This window comes from Vreelandella sp. GE22, from assembly GCF_968212445.1.
Genome location: NZ_OZ309110.1, coordinates 2,530,973 through 2,550,080, shown reverse-complemented (window position 1 = coordinate 2,550,080; position 19,108 = coordinate 2,530,973). Strand labels below are relative to the sequence as shown.

The 19,108-nt window shown below is 60.6% G+C and carries 20 protein-coding genes; 8 read left to right on the top strand and 12 right to left on the bottom strand.

From position 1 onward, the window contains the following. Positions 1-89: 89 nt before the first annotated feature. A complete protein-coding gene (locus ACWHRL_RS11995) occupies positions 90-452 on the bottom strand; it encodes a DUF5362 family protein (protein ID WP_447893827.1) in 363 nt (120 codons plus the stop codon). A gap of 210 nt (positions 453-662) precedes the next feature. On the opposite strand from ACWHRL_RS11995, the gene ilvD reads away from it, so the two are divergent. Together ilvD and chrA are read left to right on the top strand one after the other, a co-directional pair. Continuing rightward, positions 663-2,396: a dihydroxy-acid dehydratase gene (gene ilvD / locus ACWHRL_RS11990; RefSeq protein ID WP_447893825.1), complete on the top strand. Its 1,734-nt coding sequence runs from the start codon at positions 663-665 to the stop codon at positions 2,394-2,396. Between the two features lie 137 nt (positions 2,397-2,533). Further along, on the top strand, positions 2,534-3,721 hold the full coding sequence (gene chrA, locus ACWHRL_RS11985; RefSeq protein ID WP_447893824.1) for a chromate efflux transporter: 1,188 nt from the start codon (positions 2,534-2,536) through the stop codon (positions 3,719-3,721). Between the two features lie 86 nt (positions 3,722-3,807). On the opposite strand, the gene ACWHRL_RS11980 is transcribed toward chrA, so the two are convergent. Further along, complete coding sequence (locus ACWHRL_RS11980; protein ID WP_447529358.1) at positions 3,808-4,080, bottom strand: XRE family transcriptional regulator; 273 nt, start codon at positions 4,078-4,080, stop codon at positions 3,808-3,810. A gap of 218 nt (positions 4,081-4,298) precedes the next feature. On the opposite strand from ACWHRL_RS11980, the gene purE reads away from it, so the two are divergent. The 3 genes from purE (at position 4,299) to ACWHRL_RS11965 (ending at position 7,703) form a co-directional block, all read left to right on the top strand. Next, positions 4,299-4,808: a 5-(carboxyamino)imidazole ribonucleotide mutase gene (purE, locus tag ACWHRL_RS11975; RefSeq protein WP_447529357.1), complete on the top strand. Its 510-nt coding sequence runs from the start codon at positions 4,299-4,301 to the stop codon at positions 4,806-4,808. 10 nt (positions 4,809-4,818) lie between these two features. Continuing rightward, positions 4,819-5,940, top strand: coding sequence for a 5-(carboxyamino)imidazole ribonucleotide synthase (locus ACWHRL_RS11970; RefSeq protein ID WP_447893823.1), 1,122 nt, complete (start codon positions 4,819-4,821; stop codon positions 5,938-5,940). Between the two features lie 155 nt (positions 5,941-6,095). Further along, positions 6,096-7,703 carry a diguanylate cyclase domain-containing protein gene (locus tag ACWHRL_RS11965; RefSeq protein WP_447893822.1) on the top strand — a complete coding sequence of 536 codons (1,608 nt, stop codon included), beginning with the start codon at positions 6,096-6,098 and terminating at the stop codon, positions 7,701-7,703. Here ACWHRL_RS11965 and ACWHRL_RS11960 read toward each other — a convergent pair. The 7 genes from ACWHRL_RS11960 to ACWHRL_RS11930 form a co-directional block, all read right to left on the bottom strand. Next, the gene (locus tag ACWHRL_RS11960; protein WP_447529354.1) at positions 7,681-8,514 is read right to left on the bottom strand and encodes a TraX family protein; all 834 of its coding nucleotides are present in this window, start codon (positions 8,512-8,514) and stop codon (positions 7,681-7,683) included. The genes ACWHRL_RS11965 and ACWHRL_RS11960 overlap by 23 nt on opposite strands. 184 nt (positions 8,515-8,698) lie before the next feature. Continuing rightward, entirely contained in the window at positions 8,699-9,469 is a 771-nt protein-coding gene (locus tag ACWHRL_RS11955) for a transporter substrate-binding domain-containing protein (RefSeq protein ID WP_447893821.1), read from the bottom strand. Positions 9,470-9,593: 124 nt separating this feature from the next. After that, entirely contained in the window at positions 9,594-10,325 is a 732-nt protein-coding gene (locus ACWHRL_RS11950) for an ABC transporter permease (RefSeq protein WP_447893820.1), read from the bottom strand. Between the two features lies 1 nt (position 10,326). Continuing rightward, positions 10,327-11,028 carry an ABC transporter permease gene (locus ACWHRL_RS11945; protein WP_447893819.1) on the bottom strand — a complete coding sequence of 234 codons (702 nt, stop codon included), beginning with the start codon at positions 11,026-11,028 and terminating at the stop codon, positions 10,327-10,329. A gap of 14 nt (positions 11,029-11,042) precedes the next feature. After that, positions 11,043-11,813 carry an ABC transporter ATP-binding protein gene (locus ACWHRL_RS11940; protein WP_447893818.1) on the bottom strand — a complete coding sequence of 257 codons (771 nt, stop codon included), beginning with the start codon at positions 11,811-11,813 and terminating at the stop codon, positions 11,043-11,045. A 299-nt stretch (positions 11,814-12,112) separates the two neighbouring features. Further along, positions 12,113-13,084 carry a succinylglutamate desuccinylase gene (locus ACWHRL_RS11935; RefSeq protein ID WP_447893817.1) on the bottom strand — a complete coding sequence of 324 codons (972 nt, stop codon included), beginning with the start codon at positions 13,082-13,084 and terminating at the stop codon, positions 12,113-12,115. Between the two features lie 183 nt (positions 13,085-13,267). Continuing rightward, complete coding sequence (locus ACWHRL_RS11930) at positions 13,268-13,708, bottom strand: hemerythrin domain-containing protein (protein ID WP_447529348.1); 441 nt, start codon at positions 13,706-13,708, stop codon at positions 13,268-13,270. A gap of 181 nt (positions 13,709-13,889) precedes the next feature. Here ACWHRL_RS11930 and wrbA point away from each other — a divergent pair, with 181 nt between their 5' ends. Continuing rightward, entirely contained in the window at positions 13,890-14,489 is a 600-nt protein-coding gene (gene wrbA / locus ACWHRL_RS11925; protein WP_447893816.1) for an NAD(P)H:quinone oxidoreductase, read from the top strand. A gap of 111 nt (positions 14,490-14,600) precedes the next feature. After that, complete coding sequence (locus ACWHRL_RS11920) at positions 14,601-15,764, top strand: alpha-hydroxy acid oxidase (protein ID WP_447893815.1); 1,164 nt, start codon at positions 14,601-14,603, stop codon at positions 15,762-15,764. On the opposite strand, the gene ACWHRL_RS11915 is transcribed toward ACWHRL_RS11920, so the two are convergent. Together ACWHRL_RS11915 and ACWHRL_RS11910 are read right to left on the bottom strand one after the other, a co-directional pair. Beyond that, complete coding sequence (locus tag ACWHRL_RS11915; RefSeq protein ID WP_447529337.1) at positions 15,761-16,834, bottom strand: tartrate dehydrogenase; 1,074 nt, start codon at positions 16,832-16,834, stop codon at positions 15,761-15,763. The two genes, ACWHRL_RS11920 and ACWHRL_RS11915, sit on opposite strands and share 4 nt — an antisense overlap. 164 nt (positions 16,835-16,998) lie before the next feature. After that, positions 16,999-17,781 (bottom strand): M90 family metallopeptidase, encoded by a 783-nt coding sequence (locus ACWHRL_RS11910; RefSeq protein ID WP_447896171.1) that lies wholly within the window; start codon positions 17,779-17,781, stop codon positions 16,999-17,001. A gap of 125 nt (positions 17,782-17,906) precedes the next feature. Between ACWHRL_RS11910 and ACWHRL_RS11905 the strand changes: the two genes are divergently transcribed. After that, positions 17,907-18,326: a secondary thiamine-phosphate synthase enzyme YjbQ gene (locus ACWHRL_RS11905; protein WP_447529336.1), complete on the top strand. Its 420-nt coding sequence runs from the start codon at positions 17,907-17,909 to the stop codon at positions 18,324-18,326. A gap of 19 nt (positions 18,327-18,345) precedes the next feature. On the opposite strand, the gene ACWHRL_RS11900 is transcribed toward ACWHRL_RS11905, so the two are convergent. Then, on the bottom strand, positions 18,346-19,101 hold the full coding sequence (locus tag ACWHRL_RS11900) for a TVP38/TMEM64 family protein (RefSeq protein WP_447893814.1): 756 nt from the start codon (positions 19,099-19,101) through the stop codon (positions 18,346-18,348). Positions 19,102-19,108: the final 7 nt, after the last annotated feature.

The following is a 19,108-nucleotide window of genomic DNA, read 5'->3' as shown; positions in this document are numbered from 1 at the left end:
AGCACATCCTGGTTGAGCGGTGAGAGCGGCCAGGCCGCTTGCATCGGGCCCGGCGCAACTAGGCCAGCGGGCTGCTGGAAAGGCGCAGACTAGTAGGAGAGGGTAACGTTACCAATGCCCATCAGGCCTAAAAAGGTCATGCCCACGAACAGCAGCAGATAAAGCAAAATCAGCACGCCGAAGATGGTGAAGTGGGTCTTGAGCTTGCCAAGTGCAAAGCGCAGCTCGCGCTCGTCGCCGCTTTGATAGGCACGCTGGCTGGCACTGGCCGCCTGAAAGAGTACGACACCCGCCCAGATGGGAATCCAGGCGACGATAATACCGATCACGGTAATCGCCGTTAACAGCCCGCCCAGAATCAGCATTACGCCGATCAGTTGCATCCAGAGTTTACCGCGGTATAGCGGCTCCGCGACGCTTTTTAAAAGCTCGTGTTTCTCCTGGGGTTCCATGGCGTCCTCGTGTGTCGAGTGAAAATCAGTGCGTTGTTGAAAGGCCATGATCTTAATGAGTTTCGACACTTTTGTCTTTACGCGCCGCGTCCCGGGAATTTTGCCGGATAATTGCCTTAAGCATCTTGCAGTGAGGCCCGCGCATCGCCAAGCTATGGGGTTTTATTAGAATATTTTATTAGAACACTATTAAAAATTCAGGAGCCTGCCATGACCGAGCCGACCAGCCCTTCTCAGAACGATTCCCAGGACGTTTCCCAGGACGATGCAGCGCAAGGCTCGCGGCGCCACTCCGCCCCGGTCGTGGACGGCCCGGGCAAAGCCGCCAGCCGTGCCATGCTGCGCGCGGTGGGCTTCAACGACGACGACTTCAAAAAGCCCCAGGTGGGGGTCGCCTCGACCTGGAGCATGGTGACACCGTGCAACAGCCATATCGGTGAGCTGGCCGAGCTTGCCCGGGACGGCGCCGATGCCGCCGGTGGCAAGGGCGTGGTGTTCAATACCATCACCATTTCTGATGGTATCGCCAACGGCACCGAGGGCATGAAGTACTCGCTGGTCTCCCGCGAGGTGATCGCGGACTCCATCGAGACGGTGGCGGGCTGCGAAGGGTTCGACGGGCTGGTCGCCATCGGCGGTTGCGACAAGAACATGCCCGGTTGCGTGATGGGCCTGGCGCGGCTCGACCGGCCCAGCGTGTTCGTCTATGGCGGCACCATCATGCCGGGCAAGGGCCACACGGATATCGTCTCGGTGTTCGAGGCCATGGGCGCGCATTCGCGTGGCGACATGGACCTGATCGAGCTCAAGCAGATCGAAGAGACCGCGATTCCCGGCCCCGGCTCCTGCGGCGGCATGTACACCGCCAACACCATGGCCTCGGCGATCGAAGCGCTGGGCATGAGCTTGCCGGGAAGCTCCGCGCAGAACGCGATTTCCCAGGAGAAGCGCGACGACTGTAAAGCCGCGGGGGAGGCGGTGCTCGAGCTTCTCAAGGCCGACATCAAGCCTTCCGATATCATGACCCGTGAGGCGTTCGAGAACGCGATTACCATCATTATCGCCCTCGGCGGCTCGACCAACGCGGTGCTGCACCTGATCGCCATGGCGCGCACCATCGACGTCGAGCTCAATCTCAAGGACTTCACCGAGATCGGCAAGCGTGTGCCGGTGGTGGCGGATCTGCGCCCCAGCGGCCACTACATGATGAGCGAGCTGGTCGCGATTGGCGGTATTCAGCCGCTGATGAAAATCCTGCTGGATGCGGGGCTTCTGCACGGTGACTGCCTGACCGTGACCGGCAAGACCCTGGCGGAAAACCTGGCGGACGTCGAACCCTACCCGATGGATCAGTCGATCATCGCGCCGCTGGACAACCCCGTTAAGGCGCAAAGCCACCTGCGCATTCTTTACGGCAACCTGGCCCCGGAAGGCGCGGTCGCCAAAATCACCGGCAAGGAAGGCACGCGCTTTAGCGGCCCGGCGCGGGTGTTTGGCTCCGAAGAGGAAGCCCAGGCGCGTATCAACGATGGCACCGTGGTGGCCGGCGACGTGGTGGTGATTCGCTACGAAGGCCCGAAAGGTGGCCCGGGCATGCGCGAAATGCTCACCCCGACCTCGGCGATCATGGGCCGGGGCCTGGGGAACGACGTCGCTCTCATCACCGACGGGCGTTTTTCCGGCGGTAGCCACGGCTTCGTGGTCGGCCACGTGGCCCCTGAAGCCTTCGAGGGCGGCCCGCTGGGCCTGGTCGAAACCGGCGATATCATCACCATCGACGCCGAGGCGGATACCATCGATATCGACGTAAGCGTTGACGAAATGACCCGCCGCCAGAGTCAGTGGCAACAACCTGCGCCGCGCTACACCCGCGGCGTACTGGCCAAGTACGCCCGTCAGGTAAGCTCCGCGAGCACTGGCGCGGTGACCGACCAGGACGACTAACTCGCCCTTTTTCGCGCCGTGCTTGTCACGCCGCTGAGTGCTCGCGCCACCGCGCTGTCCTCAGCGGCGTTTTAGTGTCATACGGGCGTCAAACTGGCCCGTTAAGCTGGTGATTTTCTTCCAGCAGAGGCCAGACGATGACGATCCAGGCGGCCAGGCGTAGAAACGTTGGCGAGGTGTTCCGGGTATTTTTGTGGCTGGGGTTGACCTCTTTTGGCGGCCCCATCGCGCATCTGGGGTACTTTCGTACCGAGTTCGTCGCCCGGCGGCGCTGGCTTTCCGAGGCGGCCTACGCGGATTTGGTGGCGCTTTGCCAGTTTCTACCGGGCCCGGCGAGTAGCCAGGTCGGTTTCGCTCTGGGGCTTCTGCGCGCCGGCCCCTGGGGCGCGGCGGCGGCGTGGCTTGCCTTTACGCTGCCCTCGGCCATCGTGCTTTTCCTGTTTGCGCTGGGGACGGCGGTGCTGGAGGGTCCGCTCGCCGAGCGCGTAATTGCCAGTCTCAAGGTCGTGGCTGTGGCGATCGTGGCCCACGCCGTTTGGGGAATGGCACGCAACCTGTGCCCGGACAAGACCCGGGCGGGCATTGCTCTTGGTGCGGTGTTCGTGGCGGTACTGGCCAGTGGGCCTTTGGGCCAGGTCAGCGCTATCGTGCTGGGCGGTGTGGCCGGGCTTTTGCTTTGCCGCGAAGCCGCCGCCCATAGCGATAGCGAAACGCTTCACTTTGGCGTGTCCCGCTTGGCGGGGTATGGCGCGCTCTTGCTCTTTGCCGGGCTTTTGCTCGCACTGCCGCTTTTGGCCCATCAGGCCCTTTGGCTTGATATTGCCGATGCCTTTTACCGTTCAGGGGCGCTGGTGTTTGGTGGTGGGCACGTGGTGCTCCCGCTGCTCAGCGCCGAAGTCGTCCAGCCTGGCTTTATCAGCGACGATGCGTTCATGACCGGTTACGGTGCGGCGCAGGCGATACCCGGGCCACTATTCACCTTTGCAGCCTACCTGGGGGCGCTGCTGCCGGGTATCCATAGCGTGCTGGGCGCACTGTTGGCACTCGTGGCGATTTTCGTACCCGGGTTTCTCTTGTTGATTGGCGCGCTGCCGTTCTGGAATCGTTTTCGGCAATGGGGGGCCGCTCAGGCGCTGTTGCGTGGCGCCAATGCGGCCGTCGTGGGTATTTTGGGGGCCGCGCTTTATCAGCCCGTGTGGGTAAGCGCGATCCTCACGCCTATCGACTTTGCGCTGGCGCTGACCGGCTTTTTACTGCTGAGCGTTTGGAAACTGGCGGCTTGGGCGGTGGTCATCATCGTGGTGCTGGGCGGGGTGGCTTTTTAGGCCGTTGAATGGACGACGCACGACGTGCATAAAAAACGCCCCGCAAGGGCGGGGCGTCTATGGATTCTGGCGAGAGAAGGCTGTCGCTAAGGCGCCTCCAGCTCTAGGGAGCGGCGCAGGACGTTGAGTTCATCAATGTCCAAGTGCTCGAGCCGTCCAGCGAGCAGGTCGCTGATTTTTTGAACGGGAAGGCCTGCTCTGCGGGCGATTTCCCGGCTTCCCAGGTCTGATACGGCGACCAGACGTGTGATAATACGCATCAGGCGCGTACGTTTTTCAAGTTCCCTGACATCGAGGTCAGGGCTGCTTCGCGGAGGGTCCAGCGTTTCTGCGTGAGCAGTCGAGTATGCCGTACTCATGTGACTCCATCAGTCAAAAGTGACCCCTACACAATGCCGCTAACCCAAGCGCTTTTCAATGCCTGTTTCGATGAAAAATTCGTCATTTGATCCAGGCCCTTAAAAGGGCGTGCTCTGGTAAACTATCCGCCTTCAAAATGTCAGCCAAGCCTTGCGGCTTTCGTTTGTCTTCACTAAGTCTTGAAACGGTTTTAGGCCTCTGGCCGAGGAGCGAATACATGTCCGAGAGCGCACCCCGAGTGGGCGTGATTATGGGGTCGAAATCCGACTGGCCCATCATGGAGCACGCCGTCACCATGCTCGAGCGTTTAGGGGTTGCCTGCGAGACCCGCGTGGTGTCGGCGCACCGCACGCCGGATTTGTTGTTCGACTACGCCAAAAGCGCGGCCGAGCGCGGCCTGCAAGTGATCGTGGCCGGGGCCGGTGGTGCCGCTCACCTGCCGGGTATGGTGGCCTCGCAAACGCCGCTTCCCGTGCTGGGGGTGCCGGTCGAATCCAAATCCTTAAAGGGGCTGGATTCGCTTCTTTCGATTGCCCAGATGCCCGGCGGCATTGCCGTGGGCACTCTGGCCATTGGTAAGCCTGGTGCGACCAACGCGGGGCTTTTGGCCGCGCAGATCGTGGGGCTTCAGGATAGCGCCGTGCGCGAGGCGGTCGAGGCCTTCCGCCAGGAGCAAACCCAAACGGTACTGGATAACCCGGACCCGCGGGCCGACACCGAAGCTTAAGGAGGCCACCATGAATATTGGCGTATTGGGCGCTGGTCAGCTGGGGCGAATGCTGGCACTTGCAGGTTATCCTTTAGGTAACCGCTTCACCTTTCTGGATACCACCGGAAGCCCTAGCGTGGGTATCGGCGAGGTGATCGTCGACCCGAACAACGAGCACCTGGCCGCGTTTCTCGACAAGGTGGATGTCGTTACCTATGAGTTCGAGCACCTGCCCGTCGAGCTCGTGCGCGAGATCGAGCGCCACAAGCCTGTCTACCCGGCAAGCAAAGCGATCGCGGTGTGCCAGAACCGGGTCGAAGAGAAGGCGCTGTTCGACCGTTTGAGTATTCCCACCCCCGCTTACCGGGTGGTGGAGAGCGCCGAGGCGCTTTTGGAGGCGGCCCGTGAGCTGGGCTGCCCGGTCGTCGCCAAGTCGGTCACCGAAGGCTACGACGGCAAGGGCCAGGCGGTGCTGAAGACCCCCGAGCAGGCCAGTGACGCCTGGGCGGCCATCGGGCACTCGCAGTTGATCGTTGAAGCCTTCGTGGATTTCGTGCGCGAGGTGTCGATCATTGCCGTGCGCGGCCGCGATGGCGAGGTGGTATTCTACCCCATGGCGGAAAACCAGCACGTTGACGGCATTTTGCGCTACTCGGTGGCCCCGCTGCCGGATTTGGACGAAAGCCTTCAGCATACCGCCGATGGCTACATTCGCGCGCTGCTCGACGAGCTCGATTACGTGGGCGTGCTGGCACTGGAGCTTTTCCAAACGCCGGATGGTAGCTTGCTCGCCAACGAGATGGCCCCGCGGGTACACAACTCCGGCCATTGGACGATGGACGGCGCGGTCACCAGCCAGTTCGAAAACCACCTGCGCGCCGTGCAGGGGCTGCCGCTAGGCGCCACCGACGCCATCGCGCCGACCTGCATGGTCAACGTCATCGGCCGGGAAGGCGATAACCCGGCTCTATTGGCGATACCCCATACGCACCTGCACCGTTACGACAAGGATGAGCGGGCCGGGCGCAAACTTGCCCATATCAATGTATGCGCCGAATCCCACGGTGCACTTTTAACCAAAGTGCGCCAGTGCCAGGCGCTACTGCCCGATGCGCCGCCGGTGCAGTGGAGTTTCAAGCCCGTTGCCTGATGTTTTTGTTTTTTAACCGCCTCACGTTAGGCGGTTTTTTTAAAGCCTGACGACGAGAGTCGCTTTGACCGTATAAATCATATAAAACTAGTGATTTAAATTTCGCTTTAGACGGTTGCCTTCAAGCTGGCAATACAATTGCGCAGGGATCGAATATGCTCTGGAAGCTTAAGCCCGCCATGGTTACGGACAATAGCCGCTCTTTCGACTTGGCCGGTGACGTCTCGTTGTGCGAGTTGGAGGCCGCGAAAGTCAGGCTTTTATATGAAAAGCTCTGGCAGCCGGTGGTTAGTAGCCTTCTCGTCGCGCTATGCGTGTCGTCGATCATGTGGGCCAGCATCGAGACGTCGACCATCGTGCTATGGTTGGTGGCGCTTTTTGCTATTTCGATATTCCGCTTACTGCTGGCCTATCGATACCAGCGTGTAGCCTATACCGCCCACTCGCGAAGGTGGCTTTACGCTTTCGCTTTTGGCGCGCTTTTTTCGGCGACTTTGTGGGGTGCGGCGGGGGTGCTGTTTTTTACCCCGGACCACCCAGGCCAGGTCGCCACCCTGGCGATCATCATGGCGGGGGTCGCCGCGGGGGGGACGACCACGCTTTCATCGGTGCGCTGGGTCGGTCTTGGCTTTATCAGCCAGATTCTCTTGCCGCTCTCCGTGGTGTTTTTCATCAATGGCGAGACGTTGATGGGCAGCATCATTCTGATTTTTTTGGTGCTGATGCTGGCCACCTGTTCACGTTTTCACTGCATTTTTCACGATAACATTTCCCTGCGCGTGAGCATCGAGGCGCGAGAAGAGCAACTGCTGGAAAGCCAGAACCGCTATCGCTCGATTTTCGACCACTCTCCGCTGGGCGTTTTAAACTTCGACCGCCATGGCACCATTACTGATTGCAACGACCAGATGCTAACGATTCTGGGCGGCGAGCGCGCGGCGTTCATCGGCTACCGAATGCTGGACCGCGTCGCCGACCAGGAGGTGGCCGAAGGGGTGAGGGACGCTCTCGAAAAAGGCTCGGGCTATTTCGAGGGTACCTTCTACCTGCCCGGCGCTGAAACCGGTACCCCTTTGCGCGCCATTTTCAGCGGGGTGAATAGCGCCAGTAACGAGCGCGTCGGAGGTATCGCGATCGTCGAGGACTTTACCGAACGCACCCAGAACGAGGCGATCATTTATCGCCAGGCGTATTACGATGCGCTGACCGATCTGCCCAACCGGCGTCTTTTCATCGAACGTCTCATGGGCCTTGCCGAACAGCCCGACAGCCGCGACAGCACCGGCCTGGTCATGTTCATGGATCTGGACCGTTTCAAGCTGATCAATGACACCTTTGGCCACGCCGCAGGCGATGACCTGCTGGTGCAAATAGCCAAGCGTCTGAAAATGCATTTGGGAGAACGGGATATGGCCGCCCGGCTGAGCGGCGATGAATTCGTGATGCTGATGCTCTTTGATCAGCCCCTGACCGAGGAGGCCGAGCACGTCGCCCTGGCGTGCATGGAGGCGCTTCAAAGCGCGCTTGGCGGGCGCTACAGCCTGGAGGGGCAGCAGGTCGAGGTAACCCCCAGCATGGGCTATACCTGCTTTAACGCCGCCAAGTGCGACCACACCGAAATTCTCAAGCAGGCGGATATTGCGATGTATCAGGCCAAAGCGGAGGGGCGGGCCCGGCTTCGCCGTTACCGCCCCGAAATGCGTAAAGCGCTGAACCAGGCCGCGCTACGCTCGAATCTGGTTAAATCGCTAATCGACCGCTAATCACAAGCCATAGCGCGATAAGCGCGAAGTGGCCCGGGTACCAGGCAAGCCACAGCCGCCGGGGCATCTGTTTGAATACTTTGGGGATATGCTGAGCGCCCCCCGCGGCCAACACCAGCACCAGGACACACGTCCCTACGGTGAAGGACTTGGACATGTCCGAGGCGTTCATCTGACCGGCGACCCAAAGCACGGGAAACGCAGCCAGCCCCGCCCAAAGCCTGGACTTCAGCGCATCCCGGGTTTCGTTGAGCGCATGCATGGCGAACATGAAAAACGGAATGAGCATTAGCCCGTTGTGGCCGTACTCCACCCAGAATCCCAGCAGGTACCAAAGCGTCACCCCGACCGCCGCGCCCAGCAATAGCCAGCCAAACCCCAAGCTCTGATGGCGGTAGTGCTGCCATCCCTGGCGCACCAGCGCCCCGATCGCCAGCCCGCTTGCCAGCGTAAAGCAGACATTCAAAATGAAGGCGTCGCTTAGGCGGGGCATCATCATGTACGGCACCTGGGCGGCAATGCCGATCACCAGCACTCGCCGGGCGTAGCGCAGCGGGTTGCGCGTGTTGAAAAGCCCGTGCCAGGCCACCATCGCTGCAAACAGCGGGAAGGCGATACGCCCGATCGACGAGCCCGCCCAGCCCAGATCCCAGTCGCTTGGCAGCACGTAACGTACCAGGTGGTCGACGGTCATGGTGAGTAGCGCAAGCCACTGGGCCCAAGCGGTCCAGTGGGAGAGTGGCCGTTCGGCGCGCTCTTGGGGCGTGGGTGACGCAGCGGTCCGGGCGCGAGCGCCAGAAAAGAAAGCCATAAAACCTCCGTGTTTAACATGACCCTATGAAGCAGGAGTAACGTTTTGGGTCAGACCCAAGCGTGGCGTTCGAGTTCATCGCCCAACGCCCTGGGCCGGCGCAAGGGCAACGAGCGCTTACTATACCCTATAAACGAAAAAACCCCGGCGAGCGCCGGGGTTTTTATCTTCAAACGCTTGGGCGTTATTCTTCGCCGAAGTAGCGCGCGTAGATCTCGTCGTAGGTGCCGTTTTCTTCGAGAGTGGCAAGTGCTTCGTTGAACCGCTCGGCCAGGGCTTCGTCGCGCTGGCGGAAGGCGATGCCGAAGCCGTCGCCAAAGTACTCCTTGGGCTCGGTGATCTGCTCGCCCACGATGGTGTAGTCACCTTCGTCGCTTTCTACCAGCGTGGACTGGCCGATCGGGAAGTCGAGGAAGACGATATCCAGACGCTCGGCGTCCATGTCCAGCACCATGTCATCGGCGGTGGAGTAGCGGCTGATATCGGCTATGCTGTCGTAGTTGTCGGTCACGTAGTTGTCTTGAAGCGTGCCGCGCTGAACGCCGATGGTCATGCCTTCGAGCGTCTGCTCATTGGCTTCGTCGATGTCCAGATCGCTTGCCGCGAACCAGGCCGAGGGCATGGTGATGTAGGGCTCGGAGAAGAGCACCTGCTGGCGGCGCTCGTCGTTGATGGTCATCGATGACATGACCGCATCGTAGTTACGCGCCAATAGCCCCGGGATGATGCCGTCCCACTCCTGCTCGACCCACTCGCAGGTCACGCCGATCTCTTCGCAGAGCGCGTTGCCCAGGTCGATGTCGAAACCGGTCAGGTCGCCTTCCGGGGTGCGGTACTCCATGGGCACGTAGGGGACGTCCACGCCGATACGCACGTTGTCGTAGTCGCGCGCCTGGGCATTCGAGGCGGCGGCCACGGCCAGGCCGATCAGGGAAACCGAGAGTAGCTTTTTCATCATGGCGCTCCGTTGCAAAAGGGTTCGTTTCAATAGATCTCTTTTAACGTAACTCAGGTTAGCGATGGCGCAAAGACCCAAGTGCTTCGTGAACCAACGTTTGTTTGACGATGGCGGCGCCTGACTACAGGCTTTGGGGGGTCAAATGCGCCAGTAACCGTTTCTCCAGAAAACGGAAGAAGAACAGAATCGCGAACGTCAGGCACAGATAAATCAGCGCGACGAACAGAAACGGTTCGAAGGGCGTATAAAAGCGCGAATACACATAGCGCGCCGCCCCGGTGAGGTCCATGAGCGTCACGACGCTGGCGATGGCGCTGGCGTGGAGCATGAAAATCACTTCGTTACCGTAGGCGGGCAGGGCGCGGCGAAAAGCGCTGGGAATGACGATGCGGCGCATCAGCAAACCTGGCGACATGCCGTAGGCTTTGGCCGCCTCGATTTCCCCCTTGCTGGTCGCCTTGATGGCACCGCGGAAAATCTCGGTGGTGTAGGCCGCCGTATTGAGCGTAAAGGCGATGAGCGCCGGATAGAACGCCTCACGAAAAATCGGCCACAGAAAGCTCTCCTGGATGCCTTCGAAAAAAACCACGCCGTAGTAGATGATGTAGAGCTGGATCAGAAGCGGCGTGCCGCGAAACACGTAGGTATACACGTATACCGGCAGGCTGATCCATTTGCGGCGAGAACTCCTCAGAATGGCCAGCGGCACGGCCAGTACCAGGCCAATCACCAGCGACAAAAACACCAACTGCGTGGTCGTCACCAGTCCTTCCCAGTAGTGACCCATGGTCGAGGGCGTGAAAATGGTGTTATCGGCGAGAAGGTCGTTGAACCAGGTGGAAATATCAAACATCTCAGTGCTCCCCAAAACCGACGTTGTAGCGCTTTTGCAGCCGGGCGAAGATCCACTCGGTAACGCTTGCGATCAATAAGTACGCCACCGCGACGGGGATCAGGAACACGAAGGGCTCGTGGGTTGCCCGCGAGGCTTCGGCGGCGACGCGCACCATGTCGGTCAAGCCGATCACCGAGACCAGCGCAGTGGTCTTGAGTAACACCATCCAGTTGTTGGAGAGCCCGGGCAGGGCGTGGCGCATCATCTGCGGAAAGCGAATACGGCGAAACACCAGCGCGCTTCCCATGCCGTAGGCCTTGCCCGCTTCGATCTGGCCGTTATCCACCGCCATGAACGCCCCGCGAAAGGTCTCGCCCATGTAGGCGCCGAAAATGAAGCCAATGGTCAGCACGCCGGCGGCGAAGGCGTTGAAGCTTAAGTAGATATCGATATCGTAGTTATAGTAAAGCACGTCGCTAATCGCGTTGACGCCGATCTGGCCGCCGTAGAATAAAAGCATCATCAGCACCAGATCCGGCACGCCGCGAATCAGGGTGGTATAGATACTGGCCACCCAGCGAAGCACGCCGTGGCGCGACATCTTGGCTGTCGCCGTCAAAAGCCCCAGCCCAATGGCTAGCAGTAGCGAGAGTACCGCGAGCTGAACGGTGACCCCGGCGCCTTCCAGAAGCCGCGGGCCGTAGCCTTGCAAATCGAGCATGGTCACATCCGGCATCAGTAGTTGGGGGTCAGAAACTGCTTAAGGCGTGGCGAGCGCGGGTTATCCAGCACTGCCTCTGGCTTGCCGGACTCCTCGACCACGCCCTGGTGCAGGTAGATCACTTGGCTCGATACCTCGCGGGCAAAGCCCATCTCGTGGGTGACGACGACCATAGTGCGGCCTTCTTTCGCCAAATCGCGCATGACCTTCAATACGTCGCCGACCAGTTCCGGGTCCAGCGCCGAGGTCGGCTCGTCGAACAGCATCACTTCCGGGTCCATGGCCAGGGCCCGGGCAATGGCGCCGCGCTGCTGCTGGCCGCCGGACATCTGCGCCGGGTAGGCCTTGGCCCGGGCGGTCAGCCCCACGCGCTCGAGCAGCGCATAGGCGTGCTCGGTGGCCTCTTTTTTCGATTGGCCCAGCACGTGCACCGGCGCTTCGATGATGTTGTCCAAAAGCGTCATGTGGGCCCACAGGTTGAAGCTTTGGAACACCATCGAGAGCTTGGCGCGCATCTTCACGACCTGTTTTTGGTCCGCCGGCTCGCGCCCGTGTTTGGTGGTCTTGAAACGGATGGGCTCGCCGTGAACGAACAGCTCGCCTTCATCCGGCTGTTCGAGCAGGTTCATGCAGCGCAGAAAGGTGCTCTTGCCTGAACCGGAGGCCCCGATCAGGGTGATGACATCGCCTTTATGGGCTTGAAGAGAAAGGCCCTTGAGCACTTCGGTATCGCCGAAGCGTTTTTTAATGTTGCGAACTTCCAGGGGGATAGGCGCCGCGGCCATAACATAGGCTCCAGTACAAGTTTGCCACTCTGTCACAGGTGTAAAACACGTGTTTGGGGCGTGGCTGACGCGAAAAAGGGGCGATTCTATCAGGCCTTATGCCCGAAGTGCTCGCTCTTATGAGAATAAGTGATCAACGCCGGGCGTTGGCCACCTATTCGAGCGTGCCCCTTACATTATTGTTATCTATCGCCAGGTCTTGCTGTTGAGTCTTGGTATCGGGTCTTGGTATCGGGTCTTGGTATCGGGTCTTGGTATCGAATCTTAGTGTACGGTGTTTAACGCCCAAGTGCTCGCGCTCATACCGGCACGGCCAGAAGGGCGGCGCGGGCGCCAATTTCCACCCGGGCGTTGGGGAACACGACGTGAAGCGGGGTTTCGCCCACCTGGAAATCACCGCCCTGGCCGTCTTTGGCCAGACAAGCGCCCGGTTCGAAGCGGGTAAAGTTCGCCACACTCTCCTCGAAACAGAGCGTGAAGTCCTCACAGTGGCGTATCAGTTCGTGCGCCACCTTGAAAAAGCGCGGCGGGGAGGCTGCGCTTTCCGGTTCTTCGCCGGCCCCCAGTGCGCTGATCAGGTTGGCCATGGGCGCAAGCGGCGCCAGGTCGTTATGACCAAACGCCGCCACCTGCCCTAGCTCGAAGGTGAACGCCTGGGCCTGGTGGTAATGTTTGCTGTAGTGAGAGAACGTAAAGCTTGGCTGGTGCTGGTGAAGCACCGCCTGCATGCCGGCAGCGGCCAGCCACGCCCACTGCCGGTCCTCGGTGGCGGTGTCGGCGAAGGGCTCCACGACAAAGCGCGGGTAAAGGCTTTGGCGAATCGCGGTGTGAAGGTCGTAGTGAAGGCGGGGCAGACCTTCACGGCGGGCGAAAAAGTCGTCCACCTCGTTCATCAGCACGCGGGCGCGATCGGGCTCTTCGCCCATGGCGGTCAGCTCGCGGTCGAATAGCCGGTTCAGGTTGGTGCTGATAAACCGAGTTTGGGCCTTGAGCGCCGGGATATTGCCCAAAATTACCAGCACCGGGGCTTTAAGGCGCGCGCTACCCACCTCGAGCGCGGCAAGCCACTGGCCCAAAAGCTCGACCGGGGCGGTTTCGTTACCATGAATGGCGGCGGAGAAAATACAGGCGTGGGCGTGCGCTTCAATCGTTTTGGGGCTTAGCTCTAAAATCCCCGGCGCGCGCAATTGGTAGTGCCCACCTGGGAGCGTGCCACCGCTTTTGGCGGGCGCTTTACCCTCCAGCGTCCAGTCCAGCCATTGGCTCAGCATGAATGACTCTCCATTGTTATCAATGCGCTTGGGCTTTTATATGTAGCACGTCTCGATGCTTGCGACAAAGGCGGCGTCGCTTGGCTATAAAGCACCAGGGCGCCCGTATAAACGCCCATAAAAAAGCGCCTGACCCGTTAGCGGGCCAAGCGCTTTATCGACGCTTACCAAAAAGCGGCACCTTTATTCGGCGCGCTGGCGCTCCATCTCTTGCTGGTATTCGCCGGCAAGCGAGGTTTTCTGGTTGTCCGCTAGGCCGCGACCGGCGAGCTGAAAGACTTCCTGCTCTTCTTCGTCCAGGTGGTGGGTCACCAGGTGCTGAAGCTGCTTGGCGTGGGTCAGCCAGTTCGTGGCGCTGTAGTCGGTGTCGTCCAAAAGCTCTATCAGTTCGTCGATCTCGTGGTGTTCGGCGACGCTGTGGCGCGCTTTTTCCTGGGTGAGGTCGATATCCATCATCGGAATATAGAGCGAGCGCTCTTCGGCATTGGCGTGAAACTTAAGCTCGGCACGTACCTGCTTGTAAAGCGCGTCGCGCTCGCTGCTGTCGCCGTGGGTCTCGACCAGACGGGCCAAAAGATCGCGCTGAAGATCGTGGTCTTTGCGCAGTGCTTCAAAAATCGTCATTCCCGGCTCCTTGGATGCAAGTACGATAATCGCCTTGAAAACTAGTGTTAGTTTTGCAAAAGCGCAAGGCGCTTCGGCCATCACGGTCAGTCGAGCGTCAACCCCCTTCATTTAGCTTAATTTTCCGCTAGGCTAGAGGAGGAGTTGATAGTCGACCCTGAAATCTCGAATGGAGAAAGCAATGACCAAGGTGCTGGTACTTTACTATTCCATGTATGGCCACGTGGATACGCTCGCGGCGGCGGTCGCCGAAGGCGCGAAAGAAGTCGACGGTGTCGAGGTCACGGTCAAGCGTGTACCCGAAACCATGCCCGAAGACGCCTACAAAAATGCCGGCGGCAAGCAGGACTTCGATACCCCCGAGGCCACGCCGAGTGAGCTGGCCGACTATGATGGCATCATCGTCGGCACACCAACGCGTTTCGGCAACATGGCGGGGCAGATGCGTACCTTCTTTGACCAGACCGGTGGTCTCTGGGCCAACGGTTCGCTGCGCGGCAAGGTCGCCAGTGTGTTTACCTCTACCGGTACCGGCGGCGGTGAAGAAATGACCGTCACCTCGACCTGGTCGACCCTGGCCCACCACGGCATGATCATCGTGCCGATCGGCTACGGTATCGAGGAGCAGTTCGATATTTCCGAAGTCAGCGGCGGCAACCCTTATGGGGCGGCGACCCTGGCTGGCGGCGACGGCTCTCGCCAGCCAAGCGAGCGCGAGCTCAAGCTTGCGCGTTTTCAAGGTAAGCTCGTGGCAGAGACGACGGCAAAGCTCGCCCGCTGAGACCATGGGCTAATTGCCGCGAGGCGTTAGCGCACTACTATAGTGTTCCTGCGAACCCCACTCTCGTGGGGTTCGCTCGTTCAACGCCGCCAATGGCCCAAGAGGTGCCGCGTGAGCCGACTCGATAAAGCCCGTAATCTGCACGACTTCGAAGCGCTGGCCCGACGCCACTTGCCAAGGCCCTTATTCGGCTATGTCGCCAATAGCGCCGAGGAGGGCAAAACCTTCGCCGAGAATCGGCGTGCGTTCGATGATTACGGCCTGATGCCCAGGGCGCTGGTCGATGTATCGCGCATCTCGACCGAGACCACGTTGTTAGGCAAGCCCTACAGCGCGCCGTTCGGCATCGCGCCGATGGGCATCAGCGCGCTGACCGCCTACCGGGGCGATCTCGTGCAGGCCCGGGCGGCGGCCAAAGAGCAGTTGCCGATGATTCTGAGTGGAAGCTCCTTGATTGCGCTGGAGGAGGTTCTGCGCGAGGGCGAAACCGATTGGTTTCAGGCTTACCTGCCGGGCACGCTGGAAGACGTTGAGGCGCTGCTGGCGCGCGTGGCCCGGGCGGGGTTTAAAAACCTGGTGATCACCGTGGACTACCCGGTGCCACCCAATAGCGACAACAATCGCAAAAGCGGCTTTTCGTCGCCGCTTCGACCCAGCCTGCGCTTGGCCTGGGACGGGCTGGTTCGCCCGCGCTGGCTGTTCGGTACCTTCCTGCGCACGCTTTACCACCACGGCATGCCGCACTTCGAGAACAACTACGCGCATCGCGGCATCGCGGTGCTCTCCAAAAACGTCAACCGCGACTTCTCCGGGCGCAGTCACCTGCAGTGGGAGTATCTCGAGCGGGTGCGCGCGCTTTGGCCGGGCAAGCTGATCGTCAAGGGGATTTTGAACCCGGCGGATGCCCGGAAAGTGGAGGCGCTGGGGGGCGATGCGGTGATCGTTTCCAACCACGGCGGGCGCCAATTGGACTACAGCCCGGCCGCGCTCGAGGCGCTGCCGGCGGTGGTGAGTGCCGTGTCGATTCCGGTGATGGTGGATAGCGGCTTTCGCCGGGGTACCGACGTGATCAAGGCGTTGGCGCTCGGGGCGTCGTTCGTGTTCATCGGCCGGCCCATGAACTACGCCGCCGCCTACGCTGGCGAGGCCGGCGTGCGCCACGCGCTGACACTTCTTCGCGAGGAAATAGTGCGCGACATGGCGCTGCTGGGCGTAACCGACATTGCTTGCCTAAGCCGCGAACACCTGATCGAGCGACGGCCAAGCCTGGCCTAACCCGCAATTCTCTTCGCAATGGCCTCGCCCAACGTTTCGGTCGTACCTTGCCCGCCGGCGTCTGCGGTGAGTACCTGGGGGTCGCCTTCGGCGAGTACCGCCTCGATGGCATCGACCATCGCTTTAGCGGCTTCCCCATGGCCCAGGTGTTCGAGCATCATCGCGCCGGACCAGATCTGGCCGATGGGGTTGGCGATGCCCTGGCCGGCGATATCCGGCGCGCTGCCGTGCACCGGCTCGAAGAGACTCGGGAAGTTACCTTCCGGGTTGATGTTGGCCGAGGGCGCAATGCCGATGGTGCCGGTACACGCCGGACCCAGGTCCGACAGAATGTCGCCGAACAGGTTGCTGCCCACCACCACGTCGAACCAGTCCGGGTGCAGCACGAAGTTCGCGGTCAGGATATCGATGTGGAATTTATCCACTTCGATCTCCGGGTACTGTTTGGCCATTTCCAGCACGCGTTCGTCCCAGTAGGGCATGGTGATGGAGATACCGTTGGATTTGGTCGCCGAGGTGAGCTTCTTGCGCGGCCGCGTCTTTGCCAAGTCAAAGGCGTACTTGAGGACGCGGTCGACGCCTGTACGGCTCATCACGGTTTCCTGAATGACGACTTCTCGATCGGTGCCTTCGAACATCTTGCCGCCAATGCTCGAGTACTCGCCCTCGGTGTTTTCCCGCACCACGTAGAAGTCGATATCGCCGGGTTCACGGCCGGCCAGCGGGCTCTTGATGCCCGGCATCAGCTTGCAGGGGCGAAGGTTGACGTACTGATCGAACCGGCGGCGAAACTGCAAAAGCGAGCCCCACAGCGAGATATGATCCGGCACTTTCTCCGGCCAGCCCACCGCGCCGTAGAACAGCGCATCGAAGCCCTTGAGCTGCTCGAACCAGTCGTCGGGCAGCATCTGGCCGTGTTCCAGGTAGTAGTCGCAGCTACCGAACTCGAAGTGGGTGAATGCCAGGTCGATGTCAAATCGTTTGGCCGCGGCTTGTAGCGCGCGCACGCCTTCTGGCATGACTTCGGTGCCGATACCGTCGCCGGCGATCACTGCAATGGTGTGGGCCATCAATAAGCTCCTTCGAAAACGCGCTGTCTTCATCGAGTAGTGTAGCGACTTTAGCGCCTTGGCTGGTCAGGCTACACTGCAAATGATTGTTGCCCAAAGCAATTGTTCTCCAAAAATGGATGAGGCGTGAGCGCGTTCGATGTCGGATCGAGAGGAGGGCACGATCAAGCAAGAGTGTCGAGACGTGCCAGGGGCGACTGGTTGAAGTAGTCGCAAAGCAGCGCAAAGAGCGCCGGATAGGCGCTTTCCAGATGCCGCGGGGCGGTGAAGAAGTATTCGCAGCAAACCGCGAAGCACTCGCCCGGGTGGCTGGCGGCGTAGTCGTCGATGGGCGGCTCGATTCCTGCCGCGATACAGCGGGCCAGGTCGTCCCACACCTCGGTGAACACTGCGTGCCACCGAGTGGCGGTCAGCGAGCGGGGAAGCGGCGGAAAACCGTCGATATCCATCGAGTTGCCCATATCGAGCTTGTGGGCAAGCTCATGGATCAATACGTTGAAACCGGTAAAGCCGCCGCTATCTTGAAGGTCGGTATAGGAGACGACGACCGGGCCCTGGTAGGAGGTTTCGCCGGCGCGTTCGTCAGTGAGGTGGTGCACCACGCCGAATTCATCCATCTCCTCGACCTCGCGGGTGAAGCTATCGGGCAAAATGACGATCTCGTGTACGTTGCCAAACGCTTCGCGGTGCTCGGCTTGGTTCCAGCCAAGCGTGAGCAGGCACGCCTGAGCCGCCAGCGCCAGCCGGTCCGCATCGTCGAAGGGCACGCCTTCTAGCGCCTTGTGCAGGGTCAGGCGCTTGGTGCTTAGAAAGTGCCTGGCGCGCTCGCCAAGCCGGGCGCCCTCGAACTCGGAGAGCGCGGCGAGTAGCGGCGTGTGCTCCTGCGCTTTTTGCCAGGTCTCGGCGAAAGGCACGGGCGTCGAGCGTTTAAACCACCGGTTGAGCATCACGTTTTTTAACCTCTATCGTAAAGCTGCGTATCGTTATTGGCTTCGCCACGTTTCTCCAGTGCGGTGGAGGCGTGCGGGCAAGGCCCATCTTACAACGCATTATCACAACGCGAGGAATGCCCATGTGGTCACAAAAGGAAATCAGTCTGGAGCCGCGCGCCCGGGGTTTTCATTTGATTACGGACGAGGTCTCGAAAGCCCTCAGCGCCATGGCGCGGGTCGAGGTCGGCCTTTTGCACGTTTTCATCAAGCATACGTCGGCGTCGCTGACGATCAACGAAAACGCCGACCCTACGGTAAGAGCCGACTTCGAGAGCTACTTCAATAAGGCGGTGCCGGAAAACGCGCCTTTTTATCAGCACGTATTCGAAGGCAGCGATGATATGCCCGCGCACCTGAAAGGCAGCCTTTTGGGCGCCAGCGTACAAATCCCCGTCACCCGGGGCCGGCTGAACGTGGGCACCTGGCAGGGGATTTATCTTTGCGAGCATCGCAACCACGGTGGCAGCCGCCAACTGGTGATCACGCTGCAAGGCGAGTGAGGCGCCCCGGTGAACGTGGTCACTGTTTGTCGCGTAGTGACTTTTCGCTGCCTGGTACTTTGTTGCCACGTAGTACCTTGTTGCCACGTAGTGCCTCGCGCCGGGCGCTGCGTGCATCGGCGTAGCGCTTTAAACCGAACAGTAGCGCTCCCCCCAGTACCAGGCCGGCCAGTGCGAACAGCACCTCTTCACGGCTGGCTGCGGTCAGCAGTGCGCCCAGCTGGCTGCCCAGTAAAATGATGATCGCAAGGCTGGGTACCAGCCCCAAGGTGGAGCCGATCATGTAGTCGCGAAAGCGCAGATGAAAGGCGCCGGCCAGCATGTTGGTCAACGTAAACGGCGCCAGCGGTATCACGTTGATCAAAATCATGGTGCGGATACCGCGCTTGGAAAGATAGCCTGATAGCCCGCGCAGGTGGCGGCCGCCGTAATCCATCAGCGCGTCGCGCCCCAGCCAGTGGCCGAGCCAGTAGGAGAGAATCGAAAAGCTGAGCGTTCCCAGAATGGCGTAGAAAAGCCCCCAGGCCGGGCCAAACAGCAAGCCGGTGGCCACGACCAGCAAGGTGAGAGGAAACATCACCAGCAACAGCACGTTATACGTCAAAATGACCGCCGCGAACATCCACGGCGCGCGCCGCCACTGGCTGACGTAGGCGATGCTCGAGTCGAGGCCTTCCGCCGTCATGAAGCCGGCGCGATCGAGCCACCACCAGGCAAATACTACGGCAATGAGTATGGCCATCAGGCCAAGGCCTTTCCAAAGCGTGCGTGACATCCCATTC

Bases quoted from the DNA above. Each gene is read 5' to 3' on its own strand.
- ACWHRL_RS11945 (WP_447893819.1), bottom strand. From the start codon at position 11,028: ATGCTCGATTTGCAAGGCTACGGCCCGCGGCTTCTGGAAGGCGCCGGG.
- chrA (WP_447893824.1), top strand. From the start codon at position 2,534: ATGACGATCCAGGCGGCCAGGCGTAGAAACGTTGGCGAGGTGTTCCGG.
- ACWHRL_RS11955 (WP_447893821.1), bottom strand. From the start codon at position 9,469: ATGAAAAAGCTACTCTCGGTTTCCCTGATCGGCCTGGCCGTGGCCGCC.
- ACWHRL_RS11930 (WP_447529348.1), bottom strand. From the start codon at position 13,708: ATGACGATTTTTGAAGCACTGCGCAAAGACCACGATCTTCAGCGCGAT.
- ACWHRL_RS11910 (WP_447896171.1), bottom strand. From the start codon at position 17,781: ATGCTCAACCGGTGGTTTAAACGCTCGACGCCCGTGCCTTTCGCCGAG.
- ACWHRL_RS11940 (WP_447893818.1), bottom strand. From the start codon at position 11,813: ATGGCCGCGGCGCCTATCCCCCTGGAAGTTCGCAACATTAAAAAACGC.
- ACWHRL_RS11900 (WP_447893814.1), bottom strand. From the start codon at position 19,101: ATGTCACGCACGCTTTGGAAAGGCCTTGGCCTGATGGCCATACTCATT.
- ACWHRL_RS11915 (WP_447529337.1), bottom strand. From the start codon at position 16,834: ATGGCCCACACCATTGCAGTGATCGCCGGCGACGGTATCGGCACCGAA.
- ACWHRL_RS11995 (WP_447893827.1), bottom strand. From the start codon at position 452: ATGGAACCCCAGGAGAAACACGAGCTTTTAAAAAGCGTCGCGGAGCCG.
- purE (WP_447529357.1), top strand. From the start codon at position 4,299: ATGTCCGAGAGCGCACCCCGAGTGGGCGTGATTATGGGGTCGAAATCC.
- ACWHRL_RS11970 (WP_447893823.1), top strand. From the start codon at position 4,819: ATGAATATTGGCGTATTGGGCGCTGGTCAGCTGGGGCGAATGCTGGCA.
- ACWHRL_RS11950 (WP_447893820.1), bottom strand. From the start codon at position 10,325: ATGTTTGATATTTCCACCTGGTTCAACGACCTTCTCGCCGATAACACC.
- ACWHRL_RS11965 (WP_447893822.1), top strand. From the start codon at position 6,096: ATGCTCTGGAAGCTTAAGCCCGCCATGGTTACGGACAATAGCCGCTCT.
- ACWHRL_RS11980 (WP_447529358.1), bottom strand. From the start codon at position 4,080: ATGAGTACGGCATACTCGACTGCTCACGCAGAAACGCTGGACCCTCCG.
- wrbA (WP_447893816.1), top strand. From the start codon at position 13,890: ATGACCAAGGTGCTGGTACTTTACTATTCCATGTATGGCCACGTGGAT.
- ACWHRL_RS11960 (WP_447529354.1), bottom strand. From the start codon at position 8,514: ATGGCTTTCTTTTCTGGCGCTCGCGCCCGGACCGCTGCGTCACCCACG.
- ACWHRL_RS11935 (WP_447893817.1), bottom strand. From the start codon at position 13,084: ATGCTGAGCCAATGGCTGGACTGGACGCTGGAGGGTAAAGCGCCCGCC.
- ilvD (WP_447893825.1), top strand. From the start codon at position 663: ATGACCGAGCCGACCAGCCCTTCTCAGAACGATTCCCAGGACGTTTCC.
- ACWHRL_RS11905 (WP_447529336.1), top strand. From the start codon at position 17,907: ATGTGGTCACAAAAGGAAATCAGTCTGGAGCCGCGCGCCCGGGGTTTT.